This window comes from Pseudomonas sp. NPDC087336, assembly GCF_044744285.1.
Lineage (GTDB): Bacteria > Pseudomonadota > Gammaproteobacteria > Pseudomonadales > Pseudomonadaceae > Aquipseudomonas.
Genome location: NZ_JBIUYA010000018.1, coordinates 1 through 14,005, shown reverse-complemented (window position 1 = coordinate 14,005; position 14,005 = coordinate 1). Strand labels below are relative to the sequence as shown.

The following is a 14,005-nucleotide window of genomic DNA, read 5'->3' as shown; positions in this document are numbered from 1 at the left end:
ACAAATCGATAATTCGCAGGCATGCATCGGCACAGCCGATACCGGCGGTCAGAGTGGGAAAGCGGTCAACCCCAAAAAAGTTGTACAAAAAAATTGACTTGTACAGACCGCATCCTATCCTTCAAATAACTATACAAAACTCCTGTACCTGTATAAGAAAATGAAACAGGGGAAATTCCATGCCTGCCAGCAATGGAGACACGACGTGGCTGATTTCTTGCGATGTTTCGCCAGTGAATTTGCAGCGCTGGACGGCCGCAATTTGCACAAACTCAAGCAGCTGTACAGTCACGACGTACGCTTCAGTGATCCGCTCCATGAGATCCAGGGCCTGCCAGCGCTGCAGGAATACTTCACTGAGCTATACGCCAACGTCAGCGAACTTCGCTTCACGTTCCACGGCTATGACCAAGCGCAAGACGGCGTCGGATATCTACGCTGGACCCTGCATTATCGCCATTCCCGCTTGCGCCATGGCCAACGCATAGAAGTCGTTGGCTGTTCGTACCTGCTGTGGCACGAGAAGGTGTATCAGCATCGCGACTATTTTGATGCGGGCGCTCTGCTCTATGAGCACTTGCCTCTGATGGGAACCGCGATTGGCTGGCTAAAACGGAGGTTGGCATGAAACGCATCTGGCTCACTGGAGCCAGCAGCGGCATAGGTGCCGCCCTGGCGGAGATCTTATTGACCCAGGGTCATTTCCTGGCTGTCAGCGCCCGCAATGTAGAGGCCTTGGAAAGATTGCACAGGGGTTATCCGCAGCAGGTACTTCTTTTGCCAGGCGACTTGACCGAGCCACGCGAAGTTCAAGCCATGGGTGAGCGAATCGGGCAAGTCTGGGGCCATCTGGACCAGGTCATCCTCAACGCTGGCACCTGCGAGTATGTGGACGCCGGCGTCTTTGAAGCCAGCATGATCGAACGTGTGATGCGGGCCAATCTGTTTTCCGCCGCCTACTGCGTGGAAGCTGCCCTACCGCTGTTGCGCAAGGCCAAGCGGCCGCATCTGGTGGCCGTGTGCAGCTCGGTGACCTACCTGCCGTTACCGCGCGCCGAAGCTTATGGCGCCTCCAAGGCGGCGATGCGTTACCTGTTTCAATCGTTACGCATCGACCTGGTACACGAGGGTATCGACGTCACGCTCGTGAGCCCGGGCTTTGTCGATACGCCACTCACGCGACAGAACGATTTTCCGATGCCGATGCGTTGGCCGGTCGGCAAAGCTGCCGTCTACATCACCACCCGACTGGAAAAACGGCCACTGGAAATTGCATTTCCCGGGCCATTCATTGCCGTCTTGCGCGCATTGGCGTTATTGCCTCAACGCCTGCAACTGACGCTGGGCAGACGCATGGCGCGTCCAGCCACGCAAGAGCCGTCATGAAAATAGCCATCATCGGCAGCGGCATTTCCGGCCTGACCTGCGCCTACCTGCTCAACCGTCGGCACGATATCACTGTATTCGAGGCCAGTGACTGGATCGGTGGCCATAGCCATACCGTTGACGTGGAAGTACAGGGCGAACGCCATGCCATCGATACGGGTTTTATCGTCTTCAACGACTGGACCTACCCCAACTTCATCCGTCTGCTGGATCAACTCGGCGTGGCCTCGCAACCCACCGAGATGAGCTTCTCGGTTCAGGATCCGCAGACCGGCATCGAATACAATGGCGGCAACCTCAACCAGGTGTTTGCCCAGCGGCGCAATCTGCTTTCACCTGGATTCTGGGGCATGTTGCGCGAGATTTTGCGCTTCAACCGCCAAGCCTTGCGTGACCTTGACGAACAGCGCATGACTGCCGACATCACGCTGGGAGACTATCTACGGCAAAACGGCTACGGCCAGCGTTTTATCGAACATTACATAGTGCCCATGGGGTCGGCGATCTGGTCGATGTCACTGGGCGACATGCAGCGTTTTCCGCTGCAGTTCTTCGTACGCTTTTGCAAAAATCATGGGCTCCTGTCCGTCACCCATCGGCCGCAATGGCGCGTGGTCAGCGGCGGTTCGCGCCGTTACGTAGCCGCGTTGAGCGAAGGCTTTGTCGAGCGTATCCGCCTCAACTGCCCGGTGTATCGGGTGGAGCGTGACGCGGGTGGGGTCACCCTGCACTGTGCGACAGGCAGCCAGCGTTTTGACAACGTCGTGTTCGCCTGTCACAGCGACCAGGCGTTACGGCTGCTGGCCGCTCCCAGCCAGGCCGAGCGGGAGATACTCGGCGCACTGCATTACGCCGAGAACGATGTGGTACTGCACAGCGATACCCGCCTGTTGCCCAACCGTCGCCGAGCGTGGGCGAGCTGGAATTACCGCCTCGGCGGCTCAGCCCGGCACCTGGCCGCTGTCACCTACAACATGAATATCCTCCAGGGGCTTTCGAGCAACACCACCTTCTGCGTCAGCCTGAACCAGACCGCGGCCATTGACCCGGGCAAAATCCTCCAGCGCTTGCGCTACGCCCATCCGCAATACAGCCAGGCAGGCCTGGTCGCACAGGCACGCTGGCAAGAATTACAGGGCGCCCGGTTCAGCTACTACTGCGGCGCCTACTGGGCCAACGGTTTCCACGAGGATGGCGTGGTAAGCGCCTTGCGAGTGGCAGCCGCTTTCGGAGAACAGCTGTGAACAGCGCGTTGTACCGCGGCTGGGTCAGCCACCGACGGCTGCTGCCGCGCGTCCATGGGTTTCGCTACCGCATGGGTATGCTCTACCTCGATCTGGCGGAACAACCGCAGGTGCTGGGCTTATCCTGGCTCGCCGGACATTCGCGCTGGGCCGCCTTCGCCTTCCGCGAAACCGACTACCTCCCGCTTGCAACGCGTCAGGGCATGACCCTGAGCGATGCAGTGCGCCAGCGCGTGGAACAGGCCCTTGGTCACGCGCCGCAGGGACGGATCTGTCTGCTCACCCAGCCGCGCAGCTGGGGGCTGTCTTTCAATCCGGTCAGCCTGTTTTATTGCTTCGAATCCGACGGCAGCCTGGCCGCCATTCTCTGCGAAGTCAGCAATACCCCCTGGCGCGAGCGTTACCACTATGTACTGCCGACCCATGCAACCGGTGAGTCATGCCACAGGGTCGCCAAGAGCTTTCACGTCTCGCCCTTCCTGCCTCGTGACCTGGAGTACCGCATGCGCTTTTCCGCTCCCGGCCAAACGCTGCAAGTCACCATGCAGGATTGGCAGGGTGAGCAAAAAATATTTGAAGCCGGCCTGGGCCTGGAGCGTGTCGAACTGACACGCCAAAGCCTGCATCGCCACCTTCTGGAGTTTCCCTGGATGACCGGCAAGACCCTGCTCGGCATTTACTCGCAGGCCCTGCGTCTGCTGCTCAAGCGTCTGCCGCTGTTCTCCCATAAAGCCGCCGCCGGTGAATACCGCACCGCGAACCTGGAGTCTCGCCATGACGAATCCTAGCCTGACCCCCATAACGTGTAGCTCTGCGGCCAACGGGATAAGCGCCCGCGTATTGAAGAAAGGCGTCTTGCGTCAACTGGCGCACCTGCGTCACGGGCATCTGGTCATCATCGTCGACGGTGAGCCACTGAGCTTCGGCCAACCTGGCGCGGCACCGCATGGCGAAATCGAAGTGCACAATGCGGCGCTCTGGCCAATGGTGGCGGTCAATGGCTCAATTGGCGCTGGCGAGGCCTATATCCATGGGTACTGGAGCAGCTGCGACCTGACGGCCGTGGTCCGGGTATTCGTTGCCAACCTCGACGTGCTGGATGGAATGGAGCGCGGCCTGGCACGTTTACGCCGTCCACTGGTAAAAGCACTGCACTGGCTCAACCGCAACACCCGCCAAGGCTCGCAACGCAACATCCGCGCGCATTACGACCTGGGCAATGCGCTGTTTGAACAACTGCTGGACCCCAGCATGATGTACTCGGCAGCCATGTTCCGCTCCAACAGCGATAGCCTCGAACAGGCCCAGATGTACAAGCTGGAGCGCATCTGCCAAAAGCTCGATCTCAAACCCGGTGACCACCTGCTGGAGATCGGCACGGGCTGGGGCGGCATGGCCATTTATGCGGCCACCCGATACGGCTGCAAGGTCACGACCACCACGCTGTCGCGTGAGCAGTTTGCCTACACCCGGCGCCTGATCGAAGAGCAGTCCCTGGAAGATCGCATCACCCTGCTGTTGCAGGACTATCGTGACCTGACGGGCAAATACGACAAGCTGGTGTCAATCGAGATGATCGAAGCCGTCGGCCACCGCTTCCTGCCCACCTACTTCAAACAGTGCGCCCACCTGCTCAAGGACCACGGGCTCATGCTATTGCAGGTCATCACTATTCGAGACCAACGCTACGAGCAGGCGAAAAGAACAGTCGACTTCATCCAGCGCTACATCTTCCCGGGTGGCGCCTTGCCTTCGGTGAGCGCCCTGCTGCACACCATCAGTCGCGACACCGACCTGAACCTTCATCACATGGAAGATTTCGGGCTGCATTACGCACGCACGCTTCGCCTGTGGCACGACAACCTGAGGCGCAGCCGGCACAATCTGGAAGCGTTAGGCTACGACCAGGCGTTTTTCCGCCTGTGGGAATTTTACCTGTGCTACTGCGAGGGCGGCTTTCTGGAACGAAGCATCGGCACCGCGCACCTTTTACTCGCCAAACCCGGGGCACGGCCACAGCCGTTCGGCCTGGAGGCGTGAGCGTGCGAGGCCGGTTGTTGCTCAACGCAGGACTTTTCCAGATCGGCTGGTTCGCCTGCGTGCTGGGGGCGCAACGGCCTTGGCTGTTGCTGATTGCAATGACCTGCCTGGCCATACACCTGTTTTGGATTTTCAACACCCCTGATGAGTGGCGTTATCTGTTCAAGGTGTCAGCCTGCGGCTGGGTCCTGGACAGTGCACTATTGCACCTCGGGGTCTTCCAGTTTCCCGGTGCCACGCTCGTTTTGCCGCTCTGGCTGGCAATACTCTGGGTACTTTTCGCCAGCACTTTGCGTCACAGCCTGAGCTGGACAAGGCGTCCCTGGTGGATGGGTAGCCTACTGGGGACTGTTGGCGGGCCTCTCTCTTACTGGGGGGGCGCCAGTCTGGCAGACGTGGGGCTGCCGCTGGGGGTTTGGCCCAGCGTTCTGATACTCGCATTGATTTGGGCGATGTTGATGCCGGCATTGCACTGGATGGCCGGACAGCCTGCTCGTTGACTCACGACTGCTTGCGAAAGAACAAGGTGATCTGGCCAACTTCCACGTCGAACTTGGTCATGAACGAGCGATTGATCAGGGTGTTCTTGTCCATCAAGTACATCCAGTCGTCCAAATGAACTTCATACTCCTTGCCATCCACCGGCAACCTCAGCACATATCTCCAGCGCAATGTATTACCTGCCAACTCACCACGCGCCTCGCCCACCACGTCGCCAGCGGTTCCACGCCATTGGCCAGGTCCGGCCGGGGTTAGCGTCCATACCCGTTTTTGCCGGGTACCGTCGCTGTACGTAAATGATTCGTCGAGGATCAGCCGGTTGCCTTCGGAGTGGCTATTGATTTCCACGTGGAAGCGTTTGGTGACCTCGCCTGAGCGCTTTTGAAACATACCCCAGGCTTCAACCCGCCCCTCGAAAAATTCGCGCAAATCAAGCTTGGGCGTTTCCTGACTGTAGGTTTGCACATCCACCCGGCTGCAGCTTGCAAGGCCGATGCACAGCATCAGTAGCCATATCCTCAACATGCGCATTTCCTCAACGGTTTCAGGGTTTCGGGGTGCCCAGCAATTGGGCGCGTAGCTGCGGGTCGCGGGTTCGGGGGTCAAGCCAGATGGCGAAAAAGGCTTCGGCGAACGCATTGTCCCTCACCACATGCCGCAGATTTTCTCCGACGTAAAAACGTGCGCCCTCTGCGGGCAAATAGACGCCTGTGATGCGGTCACCGGCGCGCACATCGACAAACGCCTTCTGCATCTCCCGCTCCCAACGGGCCATCAATTGCGAATTCGGCGGAGAGGGCGACAGGCGCCGGATTTCCTTGATGCTGGCCTCGACCAGATCCTCGCGACTGATCGAGCGACGGTAGGTCAGCTCCAGCGCAAAAGGCACATCCGCGCCTGGCGGATCACCGGCAAGCGGGCGCGGGCTCCACAATTGCGCGCTGTAGATGGAGAAACCGAATACGCGCATCTCCCCACCCCCCATCCGACGCGCATCGGGCAGGACCTCGCGCCAATCAGCCAACAGTCCTGGACTCTGGAGCATCAGAACAAGACAGACAACGCGGCGGATAAAACGGTCTGTCTTCATACATGCAAAGGCCTCGATAAGCTTCAAGGGACCTTTAAAAGCTATACCAAATTATCATTTTGTACAGCTAATACCCCTACGTCCGCTCTGTGTTGGAAGGCGGTCACCGACGAACTCAAGCGCTTGTGCAAATCACTCCCCCGCCACCTCCCTGACAATGTCAAAGAAGGTCGTCAGGATGCGTCGGGAACTCTGTGCCCGAAGGCACACCAGGGTCTCGGTGAAGCGGTGCTGGCAATCGACAATCGGCAATCCGCGAATGCGCGAATCCGAACCGAGCTCGGCCGCCGAGACGACTCCGACCCCCATGCCGATGGCCACAGCCTCGCGCGCCGCTTCACGCCCCTCCACCTCGATCGCCTTGCGAATGCGCAAGCCCGCCGTCGCCATCGCCTCTTCCAGGGATAGCCGCGTCACCGAGCCCTGCTCACGCAATACCAGGGGCGTGTTGTCCAGGTCGGCGAGGCTGATGGATTTGCGTTGTGCCCAGGGATGGTCATGGGCGACGAAGGCGAGCATCGGGTCGCTGCGAAGCGGCAGCTTGAGCAGCCGGTCATCTTCGATATTGCGCCCCAGCAGGGCGATGTCGGCCTGGTGGCCGAACAGCCGCTGCAGAACCTCATCGGTATTGGCCGTTTCAACTTTCACATCCACCCCCGGGTATCGCGCACAGAAGCGCGCGACATAGGGCAGTACATGCACCGGCGCGTCCACGGCCAGGTTGAGGGTGCCCGTCGACAGGGTGCGGTAGTCCATCAACATGTCGTGGGCATCGACGCTGATGTCGAACAGGCGCTGGGTCAGGCCGAACAGGCGCTCGCCCACTTCCGTCAGGCGCACCAGGCGTTTGTCACGGTAGAACACCATCACACCGTAGTAATCCTCGAGCTTGCGCACCTGGTCGGACACCGCCGGCTGGGACAGGCAGAGCTGCTCGGCCGCGCGGGTGAAACTGCCATGGGTGGCCACGGCGTGGAAAGCCTTGAGCTGGGTATGGGAGATGGTCATGGGTGGCCTTCCTATAGTTTCAACTTATTCACGCATACGATAAATCGATTTTATTTATGAACAATGAACTGCAAGGATGGATTTCGCAAATGCCTTACCCGCTGAGCTGCAGCGCTATCAATCAGGAATGTCTAATGGAAATCGAACGTTTCGCCACGATAAAACGCCGTTCGGACATGGTCCGGCATGACAACGTCCTCTACATCGGGGGCCAGGTTGCCACGGACCTCAGCGGCGGTATCGAGGCACAGACCCACGAGGTGCTTTGCGCCATCGAGCAGCTGTTGCTCAGTGTCGGCAGCAACCGCAGCCGGGTGCTTTCGGCGCGCATCCTGCTGGCCCATCGCGAGGACTATGAGGGGCTGAACAGGGTCTGGGACGAATTTTTTCCCGAAGGTCATGCCCCCGCACGCGCTTGCACCCTGGCCGATCTGATCGATCCCGGTTGGCGCGTGGAAATGATCGTGGTCGCCGCCTGCGGCTGATCGCTTCCTCAATCCCTGCCCCGCCCTACCCCCGGTACCCTGACGGAGACACCCCATGCGCCCCTACTGGCTCGACCAGGCCCTGAAAAGCCAATCCGACACGCCCTGCCCGCCATTGCGCCAGGACACCCACGCCGACGTCTGCATCGTCGGCGGCGGCTACACCGGTCTATGGACCGCCATCATGCTCAAGGAACAGAACCCCGAGCTGGACGTTGTCATCGTCGAAGCGGACATCTGCGGCGCCGGTGCCAGTGGACGCAACGGCGGCTGTGCGCTGTCCTGGTCGGCCAAGTTCTTCACCCTGGAGCGCTTGTTCGGCGTCGAGGAGGCCGTGCGCCTGGTCAAGGAGTCGGAACAGAGCATTTACGCCATCGGCGACTTTTGCAAAAAATACGCGGTGGACGCCGATTACCGTCTCGATGGCACGCTCTACACCGCGACCAACCGCGCCCAGGTCGGCTCGACGGACGGGGTGATTGCGGCGCTGGAACGCCATGGCATCAACTCCTTCAGCAAGCGCGCGCTCCCTGAAGTGCAACGTATGTCCGGTTCAACCCGGCACGTCGAAGGCTGGTTCTCTCCAGCGGCGGCCAGTGTGCAACCGGGCAAGCTGGTGCGCGGCCTGCGCCGGGTGGCGCTCGAACTTGGCGTGCGAATCCATGAGGGTTCGCCAATGACCGGACTCGAACACGGGCTGCCGGCCACCGTCAAAACGCCGGGCGGGCGCGTGGTGGCCAAGCGCGTAGTCCTGGCCATCAACGCCTGGATGGCCCGTGCTTTTCCGGAGTTTTCGCGCTCGGTGGCCATCGTCTCCAGCGACATGATCATCACCGAGCCACGACCCGACCTGCTCGAACGAATCGGCCTGACCAGCGGAGTCACCGTGCTCGACTCGCGCATCTTCGTGCACTACTACCACAACACCCCGGACGGCCGGATCATGCTCGGCAAAGGCGGCAATACCTTCGCTTATGGCGGGCGCATCCTGCCGGTGTTTGACCAGCCTTCACCGTACGAAGGGTTATTGCGCAATACCCTGACCGAGTTCTTTCCAGACTTTGCCGATGTCGGCATTGCCGCCACCTGGAACGGCCCGTCCGATCGCTCCGTCACCGGGCTGCCGTTCTTCGGTCGAATGGGCGCCAGCGGCAACGTGTTTTATGGCTTCGGCTATTCCGGCAGCGGCGTCGGTCCCTGTCACATGGGAGGGCAAATCCTCTCCTCGCTGGTGTTGGGGGTGGACAACCCCTGGACACGCTCGCCGCTGGTACAAGGCCCGCTCGGCCACTTCCCGCCAGAGCCGATCCGCTACCTGGGCTCGCTGATGGTGCGCAACGCCATCCGGCGCAAGGAGCACGCCGAGGACCACAACCTGCGCCCCCGTCGACTGGATGTGCGCCTGGCGAAATTCGCCGCGGCGGCCGGCAAGTCGGACAAGGCTTAGCGCAGCGACAGGTCTTCGATTCTGGCTTGATGGTCAACCCTGCCTGGCGCTTGCCTGGCGGGGTTTTCGGGTTTCAACCGTCCATTATTGGCGTGAGTCAGCCGATATCGAGCAACGCGACCCTGTTTCAACTTATAAGCCCAGCTTGTTTGTGACATGTGATAAATCGATTTCAGTTATTTTTCAGCAAATGTTTTGATCACTCCATGCATCACTCCCCCACAAAAACAACACCGCCGGAGAAGATCATGACCAAAGCTGAATTTCCGACCCCGCAGGCACTGGCTACACCCGCCTTGGGTGAACCCTACTTGCTGACCCCAGGGCCATTGACCACTTCCAGAGCCACCAAGGAAGCCATGCTGCGCGACTGGGGATCATGGGACGTTGCCTTCAATCAAGTCACGGCCGAGGTTCGCCAGAACCTGCTGGGCATGGCGGGCGTAACGGACGACAGTTTCGCCTGCGTGCCGTTGCAAGGCAGCGGCAGCTACTCAGTGGAAGCGGCCTTGGCCACGGCCATCCCGCGTGACGGCAAGGCACTGGTGCTGATGAATGGCGCCTACGGCCAACGCGCCACCAAGACCCTGGAATACCTCGGTCGCGCCTTCATCACCCTGGACAAAGGCGACTACCTGCCGCCGCAGCCCGAGGAAGTCGACGCCCTGCTCAAGGACAATCCGGACGTCACCAACGTCTTCATCGTCCATTGCGAAACCAGCTCCGGCATTCTCAATCCGCTGCGCGAAATCGCCGATGTGGTGAAGGCTCATGGCAAGAGCCTGATCATCGATGCCATGAGCTCCTTCGGCGCCGTGCCCCTGACGGTCAATGACATAGCATTCGACGTGGTGGTGTCCTCTGCCAACAAATGCATCGAGGGTATTCCGGGGTTCGGTTTCGTCATCATCCGCCGCTCCGTGCTGGAGGCCGCCAAAGGCCGCGCCAACTCACTGAGCCTGGACCTGTACGAGCAGTGGGTGTACATGGAGCGCACCGGCCAATGGCGTTTCACCCCGCCGACCCACAGCGTCGTGGCCTTCCATAAAGCTCTGGAGCAACACGATGCCGAAGGTGGCGTGCATGGCCGCCTGGCGCGCTACACACGCAATCGCGATGTACTGGTCGCTGGCATGCGCAAGCTTGGCTTCAAAACGTTGCTCGAAGACCGTTGGTTGTCGCCGATCATCACCACGTTCTTCAGCCCGGAGCATCCGAACTTCGAGTTCAAGCGTTTCTACGATGAACTCAAGGCCCGCCAGTTCATCATCTATCCCGGCAAACTCACCGTTGCCGACAGTTTCCGTATCGGCTGTATCGGCCAAATCGACGAATACATCGTCCATCAATTGCTGCGCGCCATCGCCGACAGTCTCGTGGCGATGAACGTCGACATGCATCTGCCGGCAGGCTGATCGCCCTTTAAAGGTCCTTGTCATTCGAGCACGGGTGCAATGGGTAGCACCTTTGGACAGGGATCTTTTTTTCAACATGGACTCGCTGACTGAGCGCCAGGCACAGCCGGGCAAGCGTCAGCGACCGCGTCAAGTTAATGCTTAAAGCTGGATGCCACCTCACGGCCATCTCATCGATGTCGCGTGCGTGGACTGACTTTCTGTACCGAAAACAAAAACAAAACCCATTACTTTGCGCTGTCTGGCACCACATACGGGATCAGAACACCATGAACAAGAACGCTACAAATCCTCTCGCAACCGGCTGGAAATCGCTCCAGCGCTGGCGCGTGCAAGTTTTTCTCATCACCTGGGTGGCGTATGCCGCCTTCTACTTCACCCGCAAGGCGTTTTCCGTCGCGAAACTGGGTATTGGTGAAGACCCGGACTTCATGCTCGAAAAAGCCATGATGGCCAATCTCGACGCCCTCTACCTGACGGCGTATGCCGTGGGGCAGTTTCTGTGGGGCAACTTCTCTGACCGCTTCGGCCCCAGGGTCGTGGTCCTGAGCGGACTGGTCATATCGGCGTTGGCCGCGCTGCTCATGGGTACCTACGCCACCCTGCCGATTTTCGCCTCCTGCATGCTGGTCCAGGGCCTTGCCCAGTCCACCGGCTGGTCGGGTCTGTGCAAGAACGTCGGCAGTTTCTTCAGCACTGGCGAACGTGGCCGCGTACTGGGTTTGTGGAGCACCTCCTACGCCTTTGGTGGCCTGGTCGCCACACCGTTTGCCGGTTGGTGGGCCTACAACCACTACCACGACTGGCGCCTCGCGTTCATCAGCAGCGCCGTGGTGGTACTGGTGGTGGCGGTGTTGTTCTTCTTCCTGCAACGCAACAAGCCAGAAGACGTCGGCTTGCCGCCTGTCGAGATCGAAATCGAGCCCGTCAGCAGTGTCGTGGTGCCGCGCGAAAGCATGTGGGCAGGCTTGCGCACGGTGATGAAAAATCGAACCGTGCTGGTGCTGGGCCTCGCCTACTTCATGCTCAAGCCAGCGCGCTACGCCATCCTGCTGTGGGGGCCGGTGATCATCTACGAACGCATGCCCGAGATCGGCAAGGTGGCCTCCGCCATCGTCCCCACCTCGTTTGAACTGGCTGGCCTGATCGGGCCGATCCTCATCGGTATCGCCTCGGACAAGTACTTCGGCGCCCGTCGCATACCCGTCTGTGTCCTGAGCCTGGTGGTCCTTACCGTTTGCCTTGCGCTGTTCGTTCCGGCCATGCAAAGCGGCAGCCTCTACATCGTGGTCGGCCTGCTGTTCATGATGGGCCTGTCGCTCTACGGGCCGGACTCGATGCTCAGCGGCTCGGCGGCGATCGACTTCGGCAGCAAAGACGGCGCGGCCTCCGCCGCGGGCTTCGTCAATGGCTGCGGCTCGGTAGGTGCGGTGCTCGGCGGCTTGCTGCCGGGTTACTTCGACACCATCACCGTGTTCCTGGTGTTCACCGGCGCCGCACTGCTGGCCAGCCTGATGCTGGTGCCATTCTGGAACAGCCGCCCGAAAACGGTGGAAAGCACGGTGCTGGCCTCGACGCCAGTACAGCCGGTCATCCTCGGCACCCATTCCTGACCCCGAACACATTAAACACTGATCACTGGAGCAATTCTCATGAACTACAAACAACCTTCCCAATTGCAAGCCGTGGTTCTGGACTGGGCGGGCACCGTCGTGGATTTCGGCTCTTTCGCACCGACGCAGATTTTCGTCGAAGCCTTTGCCGAGTTCGGCGTCGCGGTGTCCCTGCAAGAAGCCCGCGGGCCGATGGGCATGGGCAAGTGGGACCACATCCGTACGCTGTGCAACGAGCCGCAGATTGCCGACCGCTACCATGCCGTGTTCGGCCGGTTGCCAACCGATGATGATGTCACCGCCCTCTACGAGCGCTTCATGCCGCTGCAGATCGAGAAGATCGCGCTGCACTCGGCGCTGATTCCCGGTGCGCTCGAGACCATCAACGGCTTGCGCGACAAGGGTCTGAAAATCGGCTCCTGCTCCGGCTACCCGGCCGTGGTCATGGAAAAAGTCGTGGAGCTGGCGCGCAAGAACGGCTATGTCACCGACCACGTGGTGGCGACCGACGAAGTGCCCAACGGGCGCCCGCACCCGGCTCAAGCCTTGGCCAACGTCATCGCGCTGGGCATCAGCGACGTCGCCGCCTGCGTGAAGGTCGATGACACCTGGCCGGGCATTCTCGAAGGACGCAGCGCGGGCATGTGGACCGTCGCGCTGACCTGCTCCGGCAATGCACTGGGCCTGACCTATGACGAGTTCAAGCGTTTATCCCTGGAGCAACTGGCCGAGGAACGCGCGCGCATCGTCAAGATGTTCGAAGGTTCGCGCCCGCACTACCTGATCGACACCATCGTCGATTTGCCGGCGGTCATCGAAGACATCAATGCGCGTCTGGCCCGTGGGGAAACCCCTCAGGGCTGCTGAGCCTGTCGGGCTTGTGCAATTCACTGACAGTGGCCGTCCAAGGGGCGGTCACCACCCAAAACAACAAGAGAACAGCATCATGATCTACGCCCATCCTGGCACTCCCGGTGCCGTCGTTTCCTTCAAGTCCCGTTACGGTAACTACATCGGCGGCGAGTTCGTCGCGCCGGTCAAAGGTCAGTACTTCACCAATACCTCGCCCGTGAATGGCCAACCCATTGCCGAATTCCCGCGCTCCACGGCTGAAGACATCGAGAAGGCTTTGGACGCTTCCCACGCCGCCGCCGATGCCTGGGGCGCCACGTCCGTCCAGGCGCGCTCGCTGGTGCTGCTGAAAATCGCCGACCGCATCGAACAGCACCTGGAAACCCTGGCGATCACCGAATCCTGGGACAACGGCAAGGCCGTGCGTGAAACCCTCAACGCCGACATCCCGCTGGCCGCCGACCATTTCCGCTACTTCGCCGGTTGCCTGCGCGCCCAGGAAGGCAGCGCTGCCGAAATCGACGGCAACACCGTGGCCTATCACATCCATGAACCCCTGGGCGTGGTCGGGCAGATCATCCCGTGGAACTTCCCGATCCTGATGGCCGCCTGGAAACTCGCCCCGGCCCTGGCCGCCGGCAACTGCGTGGTGCTCAAGCCTGCCGAGCAAACCCCACTGGGTATCACCGTGCTGGTCGAGCTGATTGGCGACCTGCTGCCACCGGGCGTGCTGAACATCGTGCAAGGCTTCGGTCGTGAAGCCGGCGAAGCCTTGGCCACCAGCAAACGCATCGCCAAGATCGCCTTCACCGGCTCGACCCCGGTCGGTTCGCACATCATGAAATGCGCGGCCGAAAACATCATTCCGTCCACCGTGGAGCTGGGTGGCAAGTCGCCGAACATCTTCTTCGAAGACATCATGCA

15 protein-coding genes are annotated in these 14,005 nt (G+C 60.5%); 12 read left to right on the top strand and 3 right to left on the bottom strand.

Features of this window, described 5'->3' with window-relative positions; translation table 11 throughout:
* The first annotated feature begins 205 nt into the window (after positions 1-205).
* The 6 genes from ACIO0C_RS18735 to ACIO0C_RS18710 are packed head-to-tail and all read left to right on the top strand — an operon-like array spanning position 206 to position 5,170.
* Entirely contained in the window at positions 206-628 is a 423-nt protein-coding gene (locus ACIO0C_RS18735) for a nuclear transport factor 2 family protein (protein WP_401314445.1), read from the top strand.
* Entirely contained in the window at positions 625-1,386 is a 762-nt protein-coding gene (locus tag ACIO0C_RS18730; RefSeq protein WP_401314444.1) for an SDR family NAD(P)-dependent oxidoreductase, read from the top strand. The genes ACIO0C_RS18735 and ACIO0C_RS18730 overlap by 4 nt, the downstream gene beginning before the upstream one ends.
* On the top strand, positions 1,383-2,630 hold the full coding sequence (locus tag ACIO0C_RS18725; RefSeq protein WP_401314442.1) for an NAD(P)/FAD-dependent oxidoreductase: 1,248 nt from the start codon (positions 1,383-1,385) through the stop codon (positions 2,628-2,630). Before ACIO0C_RS18730 ends, ACIO0C_RS18725 begins: the two co-directional genes overlap by 4 nt.
* Complete coding sequence (locus tag ACIO0C_RS18720; RefSeq protein WP_401314440.1) at positions 2,627-3,418, top strand: DUF1365 domain-containing protein; 792 nt, start codon at positions 2,627-2,629, stop codon at positions 3,416-3,418. Before ACIO0C_RS18725 ends, ACIO0C_RS18720 begins: the two co-directional genes overlap by 4 nt.
* Positions 3,405-4,670 (top strand): class I SAM-dependent methyltransferase, encoded by a 1,266-nt coding sequence (locus ACIO0C_RS18715; protein ID WP_401314438.1) that lies wholly within the window; start codon positions 3,405-3,407, stop codon positions 4,668-4,670. Before ACIO0C_RS18720 ends, ACIO0C_RS18715 begins: the two co-directional genes overlap by 14 nt.
* 2 nt (positions 4,671-4,672) lie before the next feature.
* The gene (locus ACIO0C_RS18710) at positions 4,673-5,170 is read left to right on the top strand and encodes a DUF2878 domain-containing protein (protein WP_401314437.1); all 498 of its coding nucleotides are present in this window, start codon (positions 4,673-4,675) and stop codon (positions 5,168-5,170) included.
* 1 nt (position 5,171) lies between these two features.
* Here ACIO0C_RS18710 and ACIO0C_RS18705 read toward each other — a convergent pair whose 3' ends face one another.
* The 3 genes from ACIO0C_RS18705 to ACIO0C_RS18695 all read right to left on the bottom strand — a co-directional run bounded on the left by ACIO0C_RS18705 (position 5,172) and on the right by ACIO0C_RS18695 (position 7,269).
* Positions 5,172-5,696, bottom strand: coding sequence for a DUF3833 domain-containing protein (locus ACIO0C_RS18705; RefSeq protein WP_401314596.1), 525 nt, complete (start codon positions 5,694-5,696; stop codon positions 5,172-5,174).
* A 19-nt stretch (positions 5,697-5,715) separates the two neighbouring features.
* Positions 5,716-6,261 carry a chalcone isomerase family protein gene (locus tag ACIO0C_RS18700; RefSeq protein ID WP_401314435.1) on the bottom strand — a complete coding sequence of 182 codons (546 nt, stop codon included), beginning with the start codon at positions 6,259-6,261 and terminating at the stop codon, positions 5,716-5,718.
* A gap of 132 nt (positions 6,262-6,393) precedes the next feature.
* Positions 6,394-7,269 carry a LysR substrate-binding domain-containing protein gene (locus tag ACIO0C_RS18695; protein WP_401314434.1) on the bottom strand — a complete coding sequence of 292 codons (876 nt, stop codon included), beginning with the start codon at positions 7,267-7,269 and terminating at the stop codon, positions 6,394-6,396.
* 134 nt (positions 7,270-7,403) lie between these two features.
* On the opposite strand from ACIO0C_RS18695, the gene ACIO0C_RS18690 reads away from it, so the two are divergent.
* The 6 genes from ACIO0C_RS18690 to ACIO0C_RS18665 all read left to right on the top strand — a co-directional run.
* Positions 7,404-7,754, top strand: coding sequence for a RidA family protein (locus tag ACIO0C_RS18690; RefSeq protein WP_401314432.1), 351 nt, complete (start codon positions 7,404-7,406; stop codon positions 7,752-7,754).
* Between the two features lie 55 nt (positions 7,755-7,809).
* Complete coding sequence (locus ACIO0C_RS18685; RefSeq protein ID WP_401314430.1) at positions 7,810-9,201, top strand: FAD-dependent oxidoreductase; 1,392 nt, start codon at positions 7,810-7,812, stop codon at positions 9,199-9,201.
* Between the two features lie 248 nt (positions 9,202-9,449).
* Positions 9,450-10,616, top strand: a complete 1,167-nt coding sequence (locus ACIO0C_RS18680; RefSeq protein ID WP_401314428.1) for a 2-aminoethylphosphonate--pyruvate transaminase — start codon at positions 9,450-9,452, stop codon at positions 10,614-10,616.
* A 269-nt stretch (positions 10,617-10,885) separates the two neighbouring features.
* Positions 10,886-12,229, top strand: coding sequence for an MFS transporter (locus tag ACIO0C_RS18675; RefSeq protein ID WP_401314427.1), 1,344 nt, complete (start codon positions 10,886-10,888; stop codon positions 12,227-12,229).
* A 39-nt stretch (positions 12,230-12,268) separates the two neighbouring features.
* Positions 12,269-13,096 carry a phosphonoacetaldehyde hydrolase gene (phnX, locus tag ACIO0C_RS18670; RefSeq protein ID WP_008055042.1) on the top strand — a complete coding sequence of 276 codons (828 nt, stop codon included), beginning with the start codon at positions 12,269-12,271 and terminating at the stop codon, positions 13,094-13,096.
* A gap of 79 nt (positions 13,097-13,175) precedes the next feature.
* Positions 13,176-14,005: aldehyde dehydrogenase family protein (locus ACIO0C_RS18665; protein WP_401314425.1), on the top strand; the 830-nt coding region annotated here is incomplete at its 3' end.